The sequence below is a fragment of the Actinacidiphila epipremni genome (assembly GCF_012034175.1).
Classification (GTDB): domain Bacteria; phylum Actinomycetota; class Actinomycetes; order Streptomycetales; family Streptomycetaceae; genus Actinacidiphila; species Actinacidiphila epipremni.
In genome coordinates, this window is record NZ_JAATEJ010000018.1 from 54,525 (window position 1) to 71,567 (window position 17,043).

The 17,043-nt window shown below is 74.4% G+C and carries 15 protein-coding genes; 5 read left to right on the forward strand and 10 right to left on the reverse strand.

What is annotated here, in order from left to right:
• The first annotated feature begins 43 nt into the window (after nucleotides 1–43).
• The 5 genes from HCN08_RS21295 (at nucleotide 44) to HCN08_RS21315 (ending at nucleotide 7,391) form a co-directional block, all read left to right on the forward strand.
• Complete coding sequence (locus tag HCN08_RS21295) at nucleotides 44–838, forward strand: urea amidolyase associated protein UAAP1 (protein ID WP_167984779.1); 795 nt, start codon at nucleotides 44–46, stop codon at nucleotides 836–838.
• Nucleotides 838–1,479 carry an urea amidolyase associated protein UAAP2 gene (locus HCN08_RS21300; RefSeq protein WP_167984780.1) on the forward strand — a complete coding sequence of 214 codons (642 nt, stop codon included), beginning with the start codon at nucleotides 838–840 and terminating at the stop codon, nucleotides 1,477–1,479. The genes HCN08_RS21295 and HCN08_RS21300 overlap by 1 nt, the downstream gene beginning before the upstream one ends.
• Nucleotides 1,476–5,036 (forward strand): urea carboxylase, encoded by a 3,561-nt coding sequence (gene uca / locus HCN08_RS21305; protein ID WP_167984781.1) that lies wholly within the window; start codon nucleotides 1,476–1,478, stop codon nucleotides 5,034–5,036. Before HCN08_RS21300 ends, uca begins: the two co-directional genes overlap by 4 nt.
• Before the next feature lie 49 nt (nucleotides 5,037–5,085).
• On the forward strand, nucleotides 5,086–6,717 hold the full coding sequence (locus HCN08_RS21310; RefSeq protein WP_167984782.1) for an allophanate hydrolase: 1,632 nt from the start codon (nucleotides 5,086–5,088) through the stop codon (nucleotides 6,715–6,717).
• Nucleotides 6,718–6,809: 92 nt separating this feature from the next.
• Entirely contained in the window at nucleotides 6,810–7,391 is a 582-nt protein-coding gene (locus tag HCN08_RS21315; RefSeq protein WP_167984783.1) for a hypothetical protein, read from the forward strand.
• 74 nt (nucleotides 7,392–7,465) lie between these two features.
• Here HCN08_RS21315 and HCN08_RS21320 read toward each other — a convergent pair whose 3' ends face one another.
• From HCN08_RS21320 to HCN08_RS21365, 10 genes are all read right to left on the reverse strand, one after another.
• Complete coding sequence (locus HCN08_RS21320) at nucleotides 7,466–10,294, reverse strand: DEAD/DEAH box helicase (protein ID WP_167984784.1); 2,829 nt, start codon at nucleotides 10,292–10,294, stop codon at nucleotides 7,466–7,468.
• A 58-nt stretch (nucleotides 10,295–10,352) separates the two neighbouring features.
• On the reverse strand, nucleotides 10,353–11,240 hold the full coding sequence (locus tag HCN08_RS21325) for a diacylglycerol kinase (protein ID WP_167984785.1): 888 nt from the start codon (nucleotides 11,238–11,240) through the stop codon (nucleotides 10,353–10,355).
• Nucleotides 11,241–11,286: 46 nt separating this feature from the next.
• Complete coding sequence (tatC, locus tag HCN08_RS21330; RefSeq protein WP_167984786.1) at nucleotides 11,287–12,222, reverse strand: twin-arginine translocase subunit TatC; 936 nt, start codon at nucleotides 12,220–12,222, stop codon at nucleotides 11,287–11,289.
• A gap of 71 nt (nucleotides 12,223–12,293) precedes the next feature.
• Nucleotides 12,294–12,572 carry a Sec-independent protein translocase subunit TatA gene (tatA, locus tag HCN08_RS21335; RefSeq protein WP_167984787.1) on the reverse strand — a complete coding sequence of 93 codons (279 nt, stop codon included), beginning with the start codon at nucleotides 12,570–12,572 and terminating at the stop codon, nucleotides 12,294–12,296.
• A gap of 236 nt (nucleotides 12,573–12,808) precedes the next feature.
• Nucleotides 12,809–13,012, reverse strand: coding sequence for a hypothetical protein (locus HCN08_RS21340; RefSeq protein ID WP_167984788.1), 204 nt, complete (start codon nucleotides 13,010–13,012; stop codon nucleotides 12,809–12,811).
• A gap of 11 nt (nucleotides 13,013–13,023) precedes the next feature.
• Nucleotides 13,024–13,284, reverse strand: coding sequence for a phage terminase large subunit family protein (locus HCN08_RS21345; RefSeq protein WP_240970298.1), 261 nt, complete (start codon nucleotides 13,282–13,284; stop codon nucleotides 13,024–13,026).
• A 74-nt stretch (nucleotides 13,285–13,358) separates the two neighbouring features.
• The gene (locus HCN08_RS21350; protein ID WP_167984790.1) at nucleotides 13,359–14,315 is read right to left on the reverse strand and encodes a helix-turn-helix transcriptional regulator; all 957 of its coding nucleotides are present in this window, start codon (nucleotides 14,313–14,315) and stop codon (nucleotides 13,359–13,361) included.
• Between the two features lie 97 nt (nucleotides 14,316–14,412).
• Entirely contained in the window at nucleotides 14,413–15,351 is a 939-nt protein-coding gene (locus tag HCN08_RS21355; protein WP_167984791.1) for a helix-turn-helix transcriptional regulator, read from the reverse strand.
• 166 nt (nucleotides 15,352–15,517) lie between these two features.
• Nucleotides 15,518–15,886 (reverse strand): FKBP-type peptidyl-prolyl cis-trans isomerase, encoded by a 369-nt coding sequence (locus tag HCN08_RS21360; RefSeq protein ID WP_167984792.1) that lies wholly within the window; start codon nucleotides 15,884–15,886, stop codon nucleotides 15,518–15,520.
• A gap of 67 nt (nucleotides 15,887–15,953) precedes the next feature.
• Nucleotides 15,954–16,958, reverse strand: a complete 1,005-nt coding sequence (locus HCN08_RS21365) for an FKBP-type peptidyl-prolyl cis-trans isomerase (RefSeq protein ID WP_167984793.1) — start codon at nucleotides 16,956–16,958, stop codon at nucleotides 15,954–15,956.
• Nucleotides 16,959–17,043: the final 85 nt, after the last annotated feature.

Genomic DNA, 17,043 nt, shown 5'->3' on the forward strand with positions numbered 1-17,043 from the left:
CGACCTAATTTCTGTCGCACGACAGAAATGAGGGAGGTGCACCGTGGCGACAGGGACGACGTACGGGGCCAGGGACCACGCCCGGGCGCAGCAGGGCCGGCGTACCGCGGCGATGCCGCTGGTGCCGGCGCCCGAGGGCCTGGTGTGGGCCGAGAACGTGGCGGGCGGCAACTACACCCACAAGGCCGTGGCCCGCGGCACCGAGCTGCGGCTCGCCGACCCGACCGGCACGGCCTGCGCGCATGTGCTGCTGTACGTCACCGGCGCGCCCTGGGAGCGGCTGAACGTCGCGGACACCGTCAAGGTGCAGTGGAACGCCTACCTGGGCGCGGGCCGGCTGCTGCTGTCCGACCAGGGCCGGGTGCTGGCCTCGCTGGTCGCCGACACCAGCGGGCGGCACGACACCCTGTGCGGGACGTCCACGGCCGCCCGCAACACCGCGCGCTACGGCGACGGTTCGCCGCACGGCGGCACGCCCGCCGGCCGCGAGCTGTTCAAACTGGCCGCCGCCAAGCACGGGTTGGCCCCGCGCGACCTGCCGCCCTCGCTGTCGTTCTTCCAGGGCGTGCGCGTCGAGCCGGACGGCGCCCTGGAGTTCACCGGCTCCGCGGGCCCCGGCACCGCGGTGACGCTGCGCGCCGAGATGCCGCTGACGGTGCTGCTGGCGAACGTGCCCCACCCGCTGGACCCCAACCCGGCGTACGTGTGCGGTCCGCTGGAGGTGCGGGCCCGCGCCGGGCAGCCGACCGGCCCCGGCGACCCGCTGTGGGACGACACGCCCGAGGGGCGCCGGGCCTTCCAGAACACCGCCGAGCACCTGACCGCCAGGGGGCTGTGATGACCGCCGTGACCGTACCCGCCCGCGCGCCCTGGTCCGCGGTGGTCCCCGCCGGGGGCCTGCTGACCGTCACCGACCTGCACGGCAACCAGGCCGTCGACTTCCTCGTCTACGACGCCGCCGACACCGCGGTCCGCTACAGCGCGCCGGACACCCTCCAGGCCCAGGGCAACATCTTCCTCACCACCGGCAGTGTGCTGCTGTCCAACGAGCACACCCCGCTGATGACGGTCGTCGCCGACTCCTGCGGCGGCCACGACACCATCGCCGGCGCCTGCTCCAAGGAGTCCAACACCCTGCGCTACGGCCACCACACCTGGTCCCAGCACGCCTGCGTCGACAACTTCCTCGCCGAGGGCGCCCGTTGGGGCCTGGGCAAGCGCGACCTGGTCGGCAACGTCAACTGGTACATGAACGTGCCCGTCGAGGACGACGGCACCCTCGGCATCGTCGACGGCCGGTCCGCGGCGGGCCTCGAAGTGACGCTGCGGGCCGAGCGGGACGTGCTGGTGCTGGTCTCCAACTGCCCCCAGATCAACAACCCCTGCAACGGCTTTGACCCGACACCGGTACGCATGACGGTCACTGCACCCGAAGCACCCGAAGCACCGGACGCACCCGAGGCGGCGGGGACCCGATGAGCTTCGACACCCTGCTGGTCGCCAACCGCGGCGAGATCGCCGCCCGCATCATCCGCACCGCCCGCGGCATGGGCCTGCGCACCGTCGCGGTCTTCTCCGACCCCGACCGCGGCGCGCCCCATGTGCAACTCGCCGACGAGGCGGTCCGGTTGGGCCCGGCGCCGGCCAAGGAGAGCTACCTGGACGCCGCCGCCGTGCTGGCCGCCGCCCGGGCCACCGGCGCCGGCGCCGTCCACCCCGGCTACGGGTTCCTGTCCGAGGACGCCGGCTTCGCCCGCCGCTGCGAGGCCGAGGGACTGGTCTTCGTCGGGCCGCAGCCGCGGCATCTGGAGGTCTTCGGCGCCAAGCACACCGCCCGGGAGGCCGCGCGGGCCGCCGGCGTGCCGCTGCTGCCCGGCACCGGGCTGCTGCCCGGCCTCGACGCGGCGCTCGCCGCCGCCGAGAGCCTCGGCTACCCGGTGATGCTCAAGGCCACCGGCGGCGGAGGCGGCATCGGCATGCGCGCATGCGGCTCCGCCGCCGAACTGGCCGCCGCCTGGGAGCCGGTGCAGCGCGCGGCGGCGGCCGGCTTCTCCTCCGCCGGGGTCTTCCTGGAGCGCCTGGTACGGCACGCCCGGCATGTCGAGGTGCAGGTCTTCGGCGACGGCCGCGGCGGTGTCGTGACGCTCGGCGACCGCGACTGCTCCCTCCAGCGCCGCCACCAGAAAGTCCTCGAAGAGGCCCCCGCGCCCGCCCTGCCGGCCGCCGTACGGGAGCAACTGCACGACAGCGCCCGCGCGTTGTGCGCCTCGGTCGGCTACCGCTCGGCCGGCACGGTGGAGTTCGTCTTCGACGCCGAGCGCGAAGAAGCGTACTTCCTGGAGGTCAACACCCGCCTCCAGGTGGAGCACCCGGTCACCGAGGAGACCTACGGCGTCGACCTCGTGGCGTGGATGCTGCGGCTGGCCCGCGACGGCGAAGCCCCCGCGAAGCCGCCCCGGCCCACCGGGCACGCCGTCGAGGCCCGCGTCTACGCCGAGGACCCGGCGCACGGGCACCGGCCGAGCGCCGGCGTGCTCACCCGGGTGCACTTCCCGCCCGGCGTCCGGGTCGACACCTGGGTCGCGACCGGCACCGAGGTCACCACCTCCTACGACCCCCTGCTCGCCAAGATCGTCGCCCACGGCGCCGACCGCGCCCAGGCCCTGGACACACTTGCCGCCGCCCTGGCGGCGACCCGGATCGACGGCATCGAGACCAACCTCGGCCTGCTGCGCGCCGCCCTCACCGCACCCGCGCTGCGCACCGCCCGCCACACCACCGCCACCCTCGACGGCGTCACCGACACCTCCCGGCGTATCGACGTGGTGCGGGCCGGCACCCTCACCACCGTCCAGGACTGGCCCGGCCGCACCGGGCTGTGGCACGTCGGGGTGCCGCCGTGCGGGCCGATGGACGACCTGTCGTTCCGGCTCGGCAACACCGCGCTCGGCAACGACGAAGGCGCCCCCGGCCTCGAATGCACCCTCCAGGGACCGGCGTTGCGCTTCAGCCACGCCACCACTGTCTGCGTCACCGGGGCGCCCGCGCCCGTCACCCTCGACGGGCTGCCGGTGCCGCAGTGGGAGCCGGTCACCGTGCCGCCCGGCGCCGTCCTGGACGTCGGGGCGCCGGCGGAGGCGGGCCTGCGCACGTACGTCCTGGTCGCCGGCGGGCTCGACGTGCCGCCGTACCTGGGCAGCGCCGCGACCTTCACGCTCGGGAAGTTCGGCGGCCACGGCGGGCGGGCGCTGCGTACCGCGGACGTCCTGCACGGCGGCACCACCACCGCCGCGGGCGCCCCCGTGCCGCCCGCCCGGCGCCCGGCCATCGGCGCCGCGTGGCAGATCGGCGCGGTCGAAGGACCGCACGCGGCACCGGAGTTCTTCACCGAGGACGACATCAGGGACTTCTACGCGGCCTCCTGGAGCGTGCACTTCAACTCCGCCCGCACCGGCGTGCGGCTCGTCGGCCCCAAACCGCGCTGGGCGCGCGCCGACGGCGGCGAGGCGGGCCTGCACCCCTCCAACATCCACGACACGCCCTACGCCGTCGGCGCCGTCGACTTCACCGGCGACATGCCGGTGCTGCTCGGCCCCGACGGGCCCTCGCTCGGCGGCTTCGTGTGCCCCGCGACCGTCGTGACCGGACAGCGCTGGAAACTCGGCCAGTTGCGGCCCGGCGACACCGTGCGCTTCGTGCCCGTCACCGAGGACGCCGCCGCGGCCCTGCGCGCCGCGCCCGCCACCCCGCCCGTCGCAAGCCGTCCAATGCTCGGCGACGGCGGCGTCCTCGGCCGCGCCGAACCCACCGGCGAGCGGCCCGCGGTGACCTACCGGCGCAGCGGCGACGACAACCTGCTCGTCGAATACGGGCCCATGCACCTCGACCTGGCCCTGCGGATGCGGGTGCACGCCCTCGCCGAGCACCTCGCCGCCCGCCGGCTGCCCGGTGTCGTCGACCTCACCCCGGGCATCCGCTCGCTCCAGATCCATGTCGACCCCGAACGGCTGCCCACCGGCAAGCTGCTGGACCTGGTGCGCGAGGCGGAGGAGCAACTGCCGCCCACCGAGCACCTGGTGGTGCCGAGCCGTACCGTGCACCTGCCGCTGTCCTGGGACGACCCGGCCACCCGCGAGGCCATCGCCCGCTACATGGCGGGCGTACGGGACGACGCGCCCTGGTGCCCGTGGAACATCGAGTTCATCCGCCGCGTCAACGGCCTGGACAGCGTGGACGACGTGCACCGCACCGTCTTCGACGCCGAATACCTCGTCCTCGGCCTCGGCGACGTCTACCTCGGCGCGCCCGTCGCCACCCCGCTGGACCCGCGGCACCGCCTGGTCACCACCAAGTACAACCCGGCGCGCACCTGGACTGCGGAGAATTCCGTCGGCATCGGCGGCGCCTACCTGTGCGTCTACGGCATGGAGGGGCCCGGCGGCTACCAGTTCGTCGGGCGGACGGTGCAGGTGTGGTCGGCGCGGAACGCCGCCGCGGGCGTACGGCAGCCGTGGCGCCTGCGGTTCTTCGACCGCATCCGGTGGTATCCGGTGGGCGCGGACGAACTCCTCGACCTGCGTGCCGACATGGCGGCCGGGCGGCTCGAACTCCACGTCGAAGAAGGCGAATTCGCGCTCGCCGACCACCAGCGCTTCCTCGCCGAGAACGCCGGGCCGATCGCCCGGTTCCGCGCCCGGCAGGCCGCCGCCTTCGCCGCCGAGCGCACCGCGTGGGAGGCGGCCGGCGAGTTCGCCCGCGCCGAGTCCGCGGCCCCCGGCGCCGCGCCCGCCCCCGACGCGGTGCCCGTGCCGCCCGGCGGCTGCGCGGTCGAGGCGGAGTTCGCGGCGGGCGTGTGGCGGCTCGCGGTGCGCCCCGGGGACACCGTCGCCGCGGGGCAGCACCTGCTCACCCTGGAGGCGATGAAGATGGAGTCCCCGGTGACCGCCCCTGTCGCCGGCCGCGTCGCCGGCATCCATGTCGCGCCCGGCGACCAGGTCTCCCCCGGCACGACCCTGCTCACCCTGGCCCCGCGCTGACGGCGGCCCCCGCCGCAGGCAGCCCGGCCCCTCGACGAACGGAAGCAGCATGACCAGAGCCCAGCAGCGGGTACGGGCGGCGTACGAGGCGATCGCCCGGGCCGGCCGGCCCGAGGTGTGGATCACCCTGCGCGACGAGCACGACGTCACCGCCGAGGCACGGCAGGTGGACGCGAGGGCCGCCGCCGGGCACGCGCTGCCGCTCGCCGGCACCCTGCTCGCCGTCAAGGGCAACATCGACGTCGCCGGGCTGCCGACCACCGCCGGCTGCCCCTCCTACGCCTACCGGCCGGCCCGCGACGCCCCCGCGGTGGCCGCCCTGCGGGCCGCCGGCGCGATCGTGCTGGGCACCACCGCCATGGACCAGTTCGCCACCGGCCTGACCGGCACCCGCAGCCCGCACGGAGCCGTCGCCAGCGCCCTCGCCCCGGACCGGATCGGCGGCGGCTCCAGCTCCGGCTCCGCGGCGGCCGTCGCGCTCGGCCTCGCCGACCTCGCCCTCGGCACCGACACCGCCGGCTCAGGACGCGTCCCCGCCGCCTTCCAGGGCGTCGTCGGCCTCAAGCCCGCCCCCGGCCTGATCCCCACCGAGGGCGTCGTCCCGGCGTGCGCGAGCCTGGACTGCGTGAGCGTCTTCGCCCGCACCCTCCCCGAGGCCCGCCGCGCCCTCACCCTGCTGGCCTCCCCCACCGCCCCGCCGCGCCGCCCCGGCCCCTGGCGGATCGCCGTGCCGCCCACCGCGCAGCTCGGCGAACTCGACGACGGCTGGGCCGCCGCGTACGAGGCCGCCGCGCGGCGCCTCGCCGCCGCCGGGGCCGAGCTGCGCCCGCTCGACCTCACGCCCTTCACCGAGACCGCCGAGCTGCTGTACGGCGGCGCGTTCGTCGCCGAGCGGTACGCCGCCGTAGGCGCGTTCGTCGACCGCGGCGGCCCCGACCTCGACCCGACCGTCGCCGGCATCATCCGGGCCGCCCGCGACATCCCCGCGCACCGGCTGGCCGCCGACCGCGAGCGGCTCGCGGTGCTGCGCGGGCGCGCCGCGGCGGAGCTGGGCGACGCGGACGCGCTGCTGCTGCCCACCACGCCGGGCCACCCCACGCTCGCCGAGGTCGCCGCGGACCCGGTCGGGACCAGCACCCGGCTCGGCCGTTTCACCAACAGCGCCAACCTCCTCGGCCTGTGCGCGGCGGCGGTCCCCGGCGGCAGCGTGGCCGGCCGGCCCTTCGGGGTGATGCTGCTGGGCCCGGCCGGCACCGACGAGCGCATCGCCGGGATCGCCGCGCTGCTGGAGCCGCCGCTGCGGCTCGCCGTGGTCGGCGCGCACCTGTCGGGCCAGCCGCTCAACCCGCAGCTGCTGGCCCTGGGCGCCCGGCTTGCGGCCACCACGGCGACGGCCCCGGCGTACCGCCTGTTCGCCCTGGACACCGTGCCGGCCAAGCCGGCCCTGGTGCGGGTCGCCGAGGGCGGCGCGGCGATCGAGGCCGAGGTGTGGGAGCTGCCGCCCGCCGCCCTCGGCGCCTTCGCCGCGGCGCTCCCCCGCCCCATGGCGCTCGGCCCGGTGACGCTGCGCGACGGCACGCAGGTCACCGGCTTCCTGTGCGAGCCGGCCGCCCTCCCCGGCGCGGCGGACATCACCGCGTACGGCGGCTGGCGCGGCTACCTGGCCCGCGCGGGCGGCTGACGCCCGGGGCGGCCACCTGAACCGCGGGGTTCGCGCGCCCCCTCCGTACACTGGCGCGGACCACCGATACACGGGGAGAGGACACCGGCCTCATGCGCCACCACCGCACCGCACTCACCGCGTCCATACTCGGCGCGGCGCTCGCCGCCAGTGTGCTCAGCGGCTGCTCGTCGGACTCCTCCGGCAAGAAGTCCGACGACGCCGAGTCCACCGCGTCCGCGCCCGCCACAACCGGCGCCGCGGCCACCGGCGGCGCGACCACCGCGCCCGGCAGCGCCTCCGCCACGCCCGACAAGCCGGCCGGCAAGTCCTCGGGCCACCTCGACTACTCCGGTGCCGCCACCGGCGGCGCCGACTTCACCGGCGGGGTGGCCTGCGAGGTCAAGAGCGGCAAGCTCATCGGGGTGACCACGCCGGACGTGCTGGCCAAGAAGCAGATCTTCCCGTCCTTCATCGCCACGACCGGCGACAGCCCCACCCAGGTCGCGCTGTTCAACACCCCCGACGGTGTCTCCTACTCCGGCCGGACGTCGCAGTCGCAGGGCGTCACGGCGAAGAAGGACGGCGACACCTGGACGGTGACCGTCGACGGCCTGAAGATCGCCAAGGAGTTCGGCGGCACCGGCCCCGAGATCACCCTCAAGGGCTCGCTGACCTGCACCCACCTGACCTGACCCGGCCCCGCGGGGCCGGACCGGGGCCGGGCGAGGGCCCGAAGGTCCGGGGCTGCTCGGGCCCGGGGGCCCGGTCAGCCCACCGACGAGTACGCCACGACGCCCCGCAGCAGCCCGTCCACGGCCTTGCGGGCGGTGCGCCGCACGGGGCTGCCCTCCGGCGCGGCCTCGCTGATCTGGCCCAGTACGTCGATGAGCTGCTTGCACCAGCGCACGAAGTCCCCGGCGGGCATGTCGGCGTCGCTCAGCACCGAGTCCAGGCTCTGCCCCGAGGCCCAGCGGTAGGCCGCCCACGCGAAGCCGAGGTCCGGCTCACGCTGGCCGACGCCCTCGGTCTGGTTGATCCGGTGGTCCTCCTCCAGCGCGTCCAGCCGGCCCCAGATCCGTACCATCTCGCCGAGCGCCGCCCGCGCGTTGCCGCTGGGCAGCTTGGGCGCGACCGCGTCGTCGGACTGCCGGGACTCGTAGACCAGCGCCGAGGCGCACGCGGCCAGCTCCGCGGGCCCCAGGCCGTCCCACACCCCGTCGCGCAGGCACTCGCTGGCCAGCAGGTCCAGCTCGCCGTAGAGCCGGGCGAGCCGGCGGCCGTCGGCGGTGACCTTGTCGCCTTCGAGATAGCCCAGCTCGGCCAGGACCGCGCACACCCGGTCGAAGGTGCGGGCGATGGTGTTGGTGCGGCCCTCGATGCGCCGCTCCAGCTGCTGGGTGTCGCGGCGCAGCCGCTGGTAGCGCTCGGCCCAGCGGGCGTGATCCTCGCGGTCGTCGCAGCCGTGGCAGGGGTGTGCACGGATGGCGGCGCGCAACCGCATGATCTCGGTGTCGTCGGCGGCGGCCGACCGCTCCTTGCGGCGGTGGTGCGTGGGCGCGGCCCAGCCGGCGGTGCCGGCCTTGGAGCGCATCGCCGAGGCGAGGTCGCGGCGGGACTGCGGGCTGCGCGGGTTGAACGACTTGGGGATGCGCATCCGGTCCAGCGCCTCGACCGGCACCGGGAAGTCCAGCTGGGCGAGCCGCTTGACCTGCCGCTCGGCGGTCAGCACCAGCGGGCGCGGCCCGTCGTGGTACTCGCCGTCGCGCGGGTGGCGCCCGCCGGCCCGGCCGGCCGGCAGCCCCGGCTCCAGCACCAGCGCGAGGCCCGCGTACTTGCCCGCGGGCACATGGATGATGTCGCCGGGCTTGAGCTTCTCCAGCGCGTCGGTCGCGGCGGCCCTGCGCTGGGCGGCGCCCTGCCGCGACAGGTTCGCCTCGCGGTCCTTCAGCTCGCGCCGCAGGTTCATGTACGCGTCGAAGTCGCCGAGGTGGCAGGTCATCGACGCGCGGTAGCCCTCCAGGCCCTCCTCGTTGCGCTGCACCTGCCGGGAGATCCCGACGACCGACCGGTCGGCCTGGAACTGCGCGAACGACGTCTCCAGCAGCTCGCGCGAGCGGTGCCGCCCGAACTGCCCCACGAGGTTGACCGCCATGTTGTACGACGGCTTGAACGACGACCGCAGCGGATACGTACGGGTGCCGGCCAGGCCCGCGACCGCGCCCGGGTCGAAGCCGCGCTGCCACAGCACGACGGCATGGCCCTCGACGTCGATGCCGCGGCGGCCGGCCCGGCCGGTGAGCTGGGTGTACTCGCCCGGGGTGATGTCGGCGTGCATCTCGCCGTTCCACTTCACGAGCTTTTCCAGTACCACCGAGCGGGCCGGCATGTTGATGCCGAGCGCCAGTGTCTCGGTGGCGAAGACCGCCTTGACCAGGCCGGCGGTGAACAGCTCCTCGACGACCTCCTTGAAGGCCGGCAGCATCCCCGCGTGGTGGGCGGCGATACCGCGCTCCAGGCCCTCCAGCCACTCGAAGTAGCCGAGGACGTGCAGGTCCTCGTCGGGGATGGCGCGGGTGCGCTCCTCGACGATCGCCCGCACCCGGGCGCGGGCCTCGTCGTTGTTGAGCCGCAGCCCGGCGTACAGGCACTGCTGGACGGCGGCCTCGCAGCCGGCGCGGCTGAAGATGAAGGTGATGGCGGGCAGCAGGCCCTCGTTGTCGAGCCGGTCGATGACCTCGGCGCGGCTGGGTGTCCACACCCGGCTGCGGGCCCGCCGCTCGCGCTCCCGGTCGGCCTCCCGGCCGCGCTTGGCCCGCGGGTGGTAGGTGCGCTGGTTCTCCATCCGGGCGAGCCGTTCGAGGTCGGCGTTGACCTCGCGGCGGCCCTGCGGGCCGGTGCCGTCGGCCTTCTCCTCGAACAGGTCGTACATCCGGCGGCCGGCGAGCACGTGCTGCCACAGCGGCACGGGCCGGTGCTCGGAGACGATGACGGCGGTGTCGCCGCGCACGGTGTCCAGCCAGTCGCCGAACTCCTCGGCGTTGGACACCGTCGCCGACAGCGAGACCAGCGTCACGGACTGCGGGAGGTGGATGATCACCTCTTCCCACACCGCGCCGCGGAAGCGGTCGGACAGGTAGTGGACCTCGTCCATGACCACGTAGCCGAGCCCGTCGAGGGCGGCGGAGCCGGCGTAGAGCATGTTGCGCAGCACCTCGGTGGTCATGACGATCACCGGCGCGTCCCCGTTGACGCTGTTGTCGCCGGTGAGCAGGCCGACCTTCGCCGCGCCGTACCGCTTGGCCAGGTCGCTGTACTTCTGGTTCGACAGGGCCTTGATGGGGGTGGTGTAGAAGCACTTGCGGCCCTCGGCGAGGGCGAGGTGGACGGCGAACTCGCCGACGATCGTCTTGCCGGAGCCGGTGGGCGCGGCGACCAGCACGCCGCTGCCGGCTTCCAGCGCCCGGCAGGCCTCTATCTGGAACGGGTCAAGCCCGAACTCGTACAGCTCGCGGAACTGTGCGAGTGCGGTGGCGTTCTCTGCGGCGCGGCGACGGCTGGCGGCGTAGCGTTCGGCCGGCGACATCTCATCTGTCATCTTGTCTCCGAGCCTACCCGGCGGCACCGACACACCGCGTGATCTTTATGCCCCGACCTCAGACCAGCAGCCGCAGCGCCCCGGGCACGGTCCGCGCGGTCAGCGGCAGCGGCCCGACCCGCTCGCCGTCGGCGTAGGCGGTCACGTCGGCCGCGGCCAGGCGCACCCGGGCGGCGCGGTGCACGGTGACGACCGGGTGGCGCGGGTGGGAGCCGCTGTAGACCAGCGGGAAGACCCGCAGCAGGGTGCGCCGGGTGCAGGGGCCGACGACGCAGATGTCGAACAGCCCGTCGTCCATCTCGGCGTCGGCGCACATCCGCATGCCGCCGCCGTACGAGGACCCGTTGCCGACCGCGATGAGGGTCGCGTCCAGCTCCCGCTCGGGAGCGTCGTCGAACTGCACCCGGTAGCGGATGGGGCGCAGCGCGGCGAGCTCGGCGAGCATGGCCATGTCGTAGCGGAAGCGGCCCTTGGGCCAGCGCATACGGTTGCCGCGGTCGTTGACGCGGGAGTCGAAGCCGGTGGCCATGACGGTGCAGAACCAGCGCTCGCCGATCCGGCCGAGGTCCAGCGCGCGGCTGCGTCCCTCGCGCAGCGCGCCGGCTATCGCGGTGCCGGCGGCGTGCGGGTCGCGCACCGGCAGCCCGCTGACCCGGGCGAAGTCGTTGCCGGTGCCGGCGGCGACCACGCCGAGCGGGGTGCCGGTGCCGGCGACGGCCTGCACGGCGAGCGAGACCATTCCGTCGCCGCCGACCGCGACCAGCGCGGCGGTCCCGCCGTCCACCGCCTTGCGGGCCTGCTCCAGCGCGTCGGCGGCGTCGGCGCCGACGACGGTACGGACGGTGTGCCCGGCCGCGCGCAGCGTGTCGGCGGCCGGGCGGGCGGCCCGGGCGCCCCGGCCGCGGCCGGAGACGGGGTTCACAAGGAGCGTGATGTCGCTGGTCACGGGCGGACCCTACCCCGCGTCACGGCCCCTGCGGTACGGCTGCGCGTCAGGTCGCGTCGTCGTAGCCGTCGCGCCCGGAGTCCTCGTCGTCCAGCGCCGAGGGGCCGCCGACCTGCTCGGGGATGTGGTCAAGGCTGGACGCCTCGTCGGGGTCGAGGCCGAAGTCCGGGTCGGCGGCGCGGCGGCGGGCCCGGCGGGCGTCGTTGAAGAAGCACACGCCCATCGCCAGGAAGTACAGCAGCACGATCGGCGAGGCCAGCAGCAGCATGGTGAGCGGGTCGCCGGTGGGCGTGGCGACGGCGGCGAAGACGGTGATGCCTATCACCATGCCGCGCCACCAGCCGAGCATCCGCTTGCCGCTGACCATCCCGGTGAAGTTCAGCAGCACCAGCACCAGGGGCAGTTCGAAGGCGAGGCCGAAGACGACGACGAGCCGGACGACGAGGTCGAGGAAGTCGTCGAGCGGCAGCAGGTTGGTGGTGTCGTCCGGCACGAAGCCGATCATGATCTTGGCGGTCTGCGGGAGGATCTCGTACGCCAGGACCGCGCCGCCCAGGAACAGCGGGACGCCCGCGCCGACGAAGCCGAGGGTGTAGCGCTTCTCGTTCTTGTGCAGGCCGGGGGCGAGGAATCCCCACAGCTGGTAGAGCCATACGGGCGAGGCGCCGACGATGCCGGCCATCAGCGAGACCTTCAGCGCGATGGAGAAGCCGCCCATCAGGCCGCTGACGGTCATCTGGGCGCACGCCTGCTTGTCCTCGGTGCCGGCGGCCCGGCCGGCCTTGGTCAGGCACTGCACGTCGTCCGGGATGCGCTGCTGCAGCAGGTGGATGATGTGCTTGTAGAAGAACGCTGCCACGATGGTGATGACGATGATCGCCAGCACCGACTTGAACAGCCGGTTGCGCAGCTCTCGCAGATGGTCCGCGAGCGGCATCCGCCCCTCGGGGTCCTTCTCCTGCTTGCGGGCAGTCTTGAGCACCCACGTCCTCGTCTCGTGCGGGCAGCCGTCGGCGGCGCGTGAAGGTCAGCCGGTAGCCGGCCGGTAGCCGGTCAGCCGGTGGTCGTGGTGCGGTCCTCGACCGGCCGGGCGCTGGCGGTGTCACCGGGCGCGGCCTGGATCGTACGGGCCGGCGCCTGCTCCTGGGCCGCGGTGCCGGACGGGGCCGGCGGCGTCGGGTCGTCGTTCTTCATCGCCTTGGCCTCGCTCTTGAGGATGCGGGCCGACTTGCCGAGCGACCGGGCCATGTCAGGCAGCTTCTTGGCGCCGAAGAGGAGGACGACGACGAGAAGGATCAGGAGGATCTCAAAGGGCTTGAGGTTGCCGAGCATGAGTGGTCTACCTTCTCACCGGGGGCGGCGTGGTCCGTGCGGTACGTCGTACGTGGCCGGTGGTCGGACGATTTCCGGCCATCACCCACGCAAGGATCGTAGCGTGCGGTGGTGAACGCCGGAATATGCCCCGGAATCCACCAGGTTGCGACGCCTGCCGCGGCCGTACCAGGTGGGGCGTGGCCGCGTCGGGTCGCCCGGGTCAGCGTACCTTCACCCGGCGCGCGGCGGCAGGTTCAGCGGCGGGTGATCTCGCCGGCGCGACCGGCCACCGGTGCCGCCGCGCGCTGCAGCCGGTCGCTCGCGGCGGCCAGCGCCCGATGGCTCGCGGCCACCTGCGCGGACAGCTCGCCGACCGCGCCGAACACCCGGGCGGCGAACACCGCGAGCACCAGCAGCCCGGCGGCGGCCAGGCCCACGCTCAGATAGATCCACCACATGGCCCGGCAGCCTACCGCTGGAGCCGCAGGGTGCGGACGCCGCCGCCGGTCAGCAGCTCCACGATCCGCTCGCCGGCGGGCTTGCGGACCGCCTCGCCGCACTCGGGGCAGGTGAAGGAGTAGAAGGTGGTGCGGGCGCTCGCGCCGACGGTCAGCCGCAGCTCGCCCGCGGCCAGCTCGAAGCTGGTGCGGCAGTGCGGGCAGCCGGCCCGGAAGACGGCCGGCCCGCCGCCGTCCGGGGCGCGGCCCACCGTCATGGGCGTCACCGGCATGGGCGCACCCTCGTACCCCGTGCCCGCACCCGCGCCTGCATGCGTACCCGCGTCCGCATGCGTACCCGTGCCCGTCATTCGCCGTATCCGGCCAGGGCCCGGGCCGCCGCGTCGCGCGCGTCGGCGGCCAGCGCCGCCGGCGCGACGATCCGGCCGTCGCGGCCCAGCCGCAGCGCGAGCCGGCGCAGCGACCCCGGGTCGGGGGTGCGCAGGGTGACCCGCAGCCCGCCGTCGGGCAGCTCCTCGGCGCTGTCGTGCGGGTAGTACTCGGCGACCCACCGCCCGCCGGGGCCGACCTCGACGACCACCTCGGGGTCGTCGCCGGCCGGCTGGACCAGGCCCTGCGACAGGTCGCGCGGCTCGATGCGCGGCGGGTCGGACGGCTCGTCCAGCAGCCGGATCTCGGCGACCCGGTCCAGCCGGAAGGTGCGCCGGTCCTCCGACAGCCGGCACCAGCCCTCGACGTAGGTGTGGCCCACCGCGAACAGCCGGATCGGGTCGACCTCGCGCTCGGTCAGCGCGTCGCGGGCCGGCGAGTAGTAGCGCATCCACAGCCGCCGCCGCTCGGTCAGGGCCCGGTCGACGGTGGCGAAGACGCTGCCCTCGGACTCGAACGTCACCGACATCTGGGCGCTGCCGCCGGCCGCCTCGCCCGCCGCGGCCTCCAGCTTCGCGCCGGCCCGCAGCAGCGCCTGCCGGTCGCTGTCGCGCAGGCCCGGCAGGTTCGCCACCGCGCGGGCCGCCACCAGCAGCGCGGTGGCCTCGTCGGCGGCCAGCCGCAGCGGCTGTGCGACGTCGTCGGCGGTGCCGGGGTTGTGCCACCAGATGCGCTCGCCGTCGGTGTCGATGTCGAGCAGGTCACCGCCGCGGAAGCTGGTCCCGCACAGCGGCAGTACGTTGAGGTCGCCGATCAGCTCGGCCTCGGTGACGCCGAAGGCCCGCGCCACCTCGCTGACCCGGGCCCCGGGCCGCTCGCGCAGATACGTCACCAGGGACAGCATCCTGCGGGTCTGGTCGATCGCGTTGCTCATGACGGCATCCTCTCCCCTGGCAGCCCCGCCGCCTCCGACGGCCCCGGCGCCCCTGGCACCTCTGGCACCCTTGCGGACCCTTCGCCCCTCGGCCCGCTCAGCCCTTGGCCACCGCGCGCAGCCGGTCCAGCACCTCGGAGCGCAGCTCCTCGGGCGCCAGCACGACCACGTCGGGGCCGAACTCGGCGAGCCAGGCGTCCAGGCCGTGCCCGTACGGGACCTCCAGCTCGTCCCAGTCGGCGTCGACCGGGGTGATGTCGACCGCGCGGGCCCGCAGCGGGTAGCCGCTGTCGCGCCGCAGCCGGATCGTCGCGGTGGTCGTCGCGCCCTCGCCGGCCCAGCGGGCGACGGTCTCGCGGACGTCCACATGCGCCGGGACCTCGGCGGTGAAGGCGCCGCGCGCCTTGACCCGGCCGCTGATCCGCGACAGCCGGAAGACCCGCACCGCACCGCGGTCCCGGTCGTAGCCGGCCAGGTACCAGTGGCCGCGCCAGCACTCCAGCGCCCACGGCTCGACCTGCCGGGGCTCGGGCCGCGCCGCGTTGGCCTTGCGGTAGTCGAAGCTGACCGCGCGCCGCTCCCGGGTGGCGAGCATGAGCGCCTCGAACGCCGGCTCCGGGGTGGGCACCCGCGGCTCCAGCGCGCTGTGCGCGTCCTCGTACGGCACGCCGGCCGCGCGCAGCTTCTGCAGCGCCCCGCTGGCGGCCTCGGCGAGCCTGGCCTGCTGCCACACCTTCGCCGCGAGCGCGAGGGCCGCGGCCTCCTCGGGGTCCAGCGCGATGTCGGGCAGCCGGTTGCGGTCCTGGCGGGCGAGGTAGCCGAAGTCGCCGTCCAGGTTCTCCACGGTGTCGATGACCAGGCCCAGCTCGCGCAGGTCGTCCTTGTCCCGCTCGAACATCCGGTTGAAGGAGTCGTCCGAGGTGACCTCGTGGTAGGCCTCGATGGACGCGCGCAGCTCGCGCTTGCTGAGCGGGCGGCGGGTGTTCATCAGGCACAGGGCCAGGTTCATCAGCCGTTCCGCTTTGGCGATAGCCATCGGTCACCCCCTGAAGTGTGTTCCCGCACCGTATCGCGTCGCCGGTGACGGAAGGTGGTCCCCCCTGCGCACCGCAGGGGGGACCACCGGGCGGTCCTGCCGGGCCCGCGCGCACGGGCCCGCATGCACGGGCCCCACGTGCTCGGGCCCCGTGTGCCGACCGCCGTCAGACCGAGACGAGGTCGCAGACGAAGATCAGCGTCTCGCCGGGCTTGATCGGGCCCGCGCCGCTGTCGCCGTAGGCCAGGCGCGCCGGGATGGTCAGCTGGCGGCGCCCGCCGACCTTCATGCCCTGCACGCCCTGGTCCCAGCCGGGGATGACCTGGCCGACGCCCAGCTGGAAGCGCAGCGGCGCGCCGCGGTTCCAGCTCGCGTCGAACTCCTCGCCGGAGGAGAAGGACACGCCGACGTAGTGGACGGAGACGGTGTCCCCGGCCTTGGCCTGCGGCCCGTCGCCCTCCCAGATGTCCTTGATCTCCAGGTCGGCCGGCGGCTCGCCGCCCGGGAAGTCGACCTCGGGCTTGTCGATGTTCACGTCCGTGCTCCTTGTGCGGTTGCAGGCAACCGGGACAGTCTTGCAGAGTCCGGCCGGAGCGGTCGGGCTAGAGCACCGCGATGATGTCGACGGTGAACACCAGCGTGGAGTTCGCCGGGATGGAGCCCTGCGCCTGGTCCTTGTAGGCCAGGTCCGGCGGGGTGACCAGCATGACCCGGCTGCCGACGTTCTTGCCGGTCAGGCCCTGCGTCCAGCCCGGGATGACACCGGTGAGCGGGAAGTCGGTGAGCTGCTTGCGGGAGTAGCTGGAGTCGAACTCCTTGCCGCCGTCCCACAGCACGCCCTTGTACTGCACCAGCAGCGTGTCGCTGCCCTTGACCGCCGGGCCGTCGCCCTTGATGACGTAGTTCGACACCAGCTTGGTGGGCGCCTTGCCCTTGGGCACGGTGATCGACGGGGCGAGCCCGTCGACGTTCGTGCCGACCTTGGGCAGGCTCGCGTCGGTCTGCGGCTGCGTCGTGCCCATGGCCGAGGAGCGGCCGGTGTAGACCTTCAGCACGTCGACGACGAAGACGAGCGTGTCGGTCGCGCCGATGCCCGCCTGCGGGTTGCCCGAGGGGCCGTAGCCCAGGGCCGGCGGGATGCCCAGCATGACCCTGCTGTTCGCCTTGGCGCCGATCAGGCCCTGGTCCCAGCCGGGGATGACCTTCTGCGCGCCGATCTGCGTGGTGTACGGCTGCTTGCCGAAGGAGGTGTCGAAGACCTTCGCGGTGTTCCACACCTGGCCCAGGTAATTCACCTGAACGTAGTCACCCGAGGCGACCGCGGGGCCGCTGCCGGGGATGAGCGTCTTGACGGCCAGGTCCGTGGAGGGGGTGCCGGTGCCCTTGGCGATCGTCGGCTTGGTGTTGAACTTCGTGCCCGCGGTGACGGCCGGCAGCGGCCCGTCGGTGGTCTTCGGGGTGGGCGTGCCGGTGGCCGACGCCGTCGGCGAATCCGAGGCCGAGGGGGATTTCGATGCCGCGGAGTCGCTGTTCTTGGAATCGTCGCCGCAGCCGGCGGCGGTGAGCAGAAGAGCGGGCACGGCGAGCAGGACGGAGCGTCGGCGCACGGATTCCTCGTTCGGGTCGGGGTGTGGGGGTCGTCAGGCACGGGGGTTGCCGCCCCACACCCTACGGTGTGCCACAGGCCCCGTA

What these genes read in the sequence shown, in the direction of transcription:
- HCN08_RS21300 (WP_167984780.1), top strand. Translation starts at nt 838, where the DNA reads ATGACCGCCGTGACCGTACCCGCCCGCGCGCCCTGGTCCGCGGTGGTC.
- uca (WP_167984781.1), top strand. Translation starts at nt 1,476, where the DNA reads ATGAGCTTCGACACCCTGCTGGTCGCCAACCGCGGCGAGATCGCCGCC.
- HCN08_RS21310 (WP_167984782.1), top strand. Translation starts at nt 5,086, where the DNA reads ATGACCAGAGCCCAGCAGCGGGTACGGGCGGCGTACGAGGCGATCGCC.
- HCN08_RS21315 (WP_167984783.1), top strand. Translation starts at nt 6,810, where the DNA reads ATGCGCCACCACCGCACCGCACTCACCGCGTCCATACTCGGCGCGGCG.
- HCN08_RS21320 (WP_167984784.1), bottom strand. Translation starts at nt 10,294, where the DNA reads ATGACAGATGAGATGTCGCCGGCCGAACGCTACGCCGCCAGCCGTCGC.
- tatA (WP_167984787.1), bottom strand. Translation starts at nt 12,572, where the DNA reads ATGCTCGGCAACCTCAAGCCCTTTGAGATCCTCCTGATCCTTCTCGTC.
- HCN08_RS21340 (WP_167984788.1), bottom strand. Translation starts at nt 13,012, where the DNA reads ATGTGGTGGATCTATCTGAGCGTGGGCCTGGCCGCCGCCGGGCTGCTG.
- HCN08_RS21345 (WP_240970298.1), bottom strand. Translation starts at nt 13,284, where the DNA reads ATGCCGGTGACGCCCATGACGGTGGGCCGCGCCCCGGACGGCGGCGGG.
- HCN08_RS21350 (WP_167984790.1), bottom strand. Translation starts at nt 14,315, where the DNA reads ATGAGCAACGCGATCGACCAGACCCGCAGGATGCTGTCCCTGGTGACG.
- HCN08_RS21355 (WP_167984791.1), bottom strand. Translation starts at nt 15,351, where the DNA reads ATGGCTATCGCCAAAGCGGAACGGCTGATGAACCTGGCCCTGTGCCTG.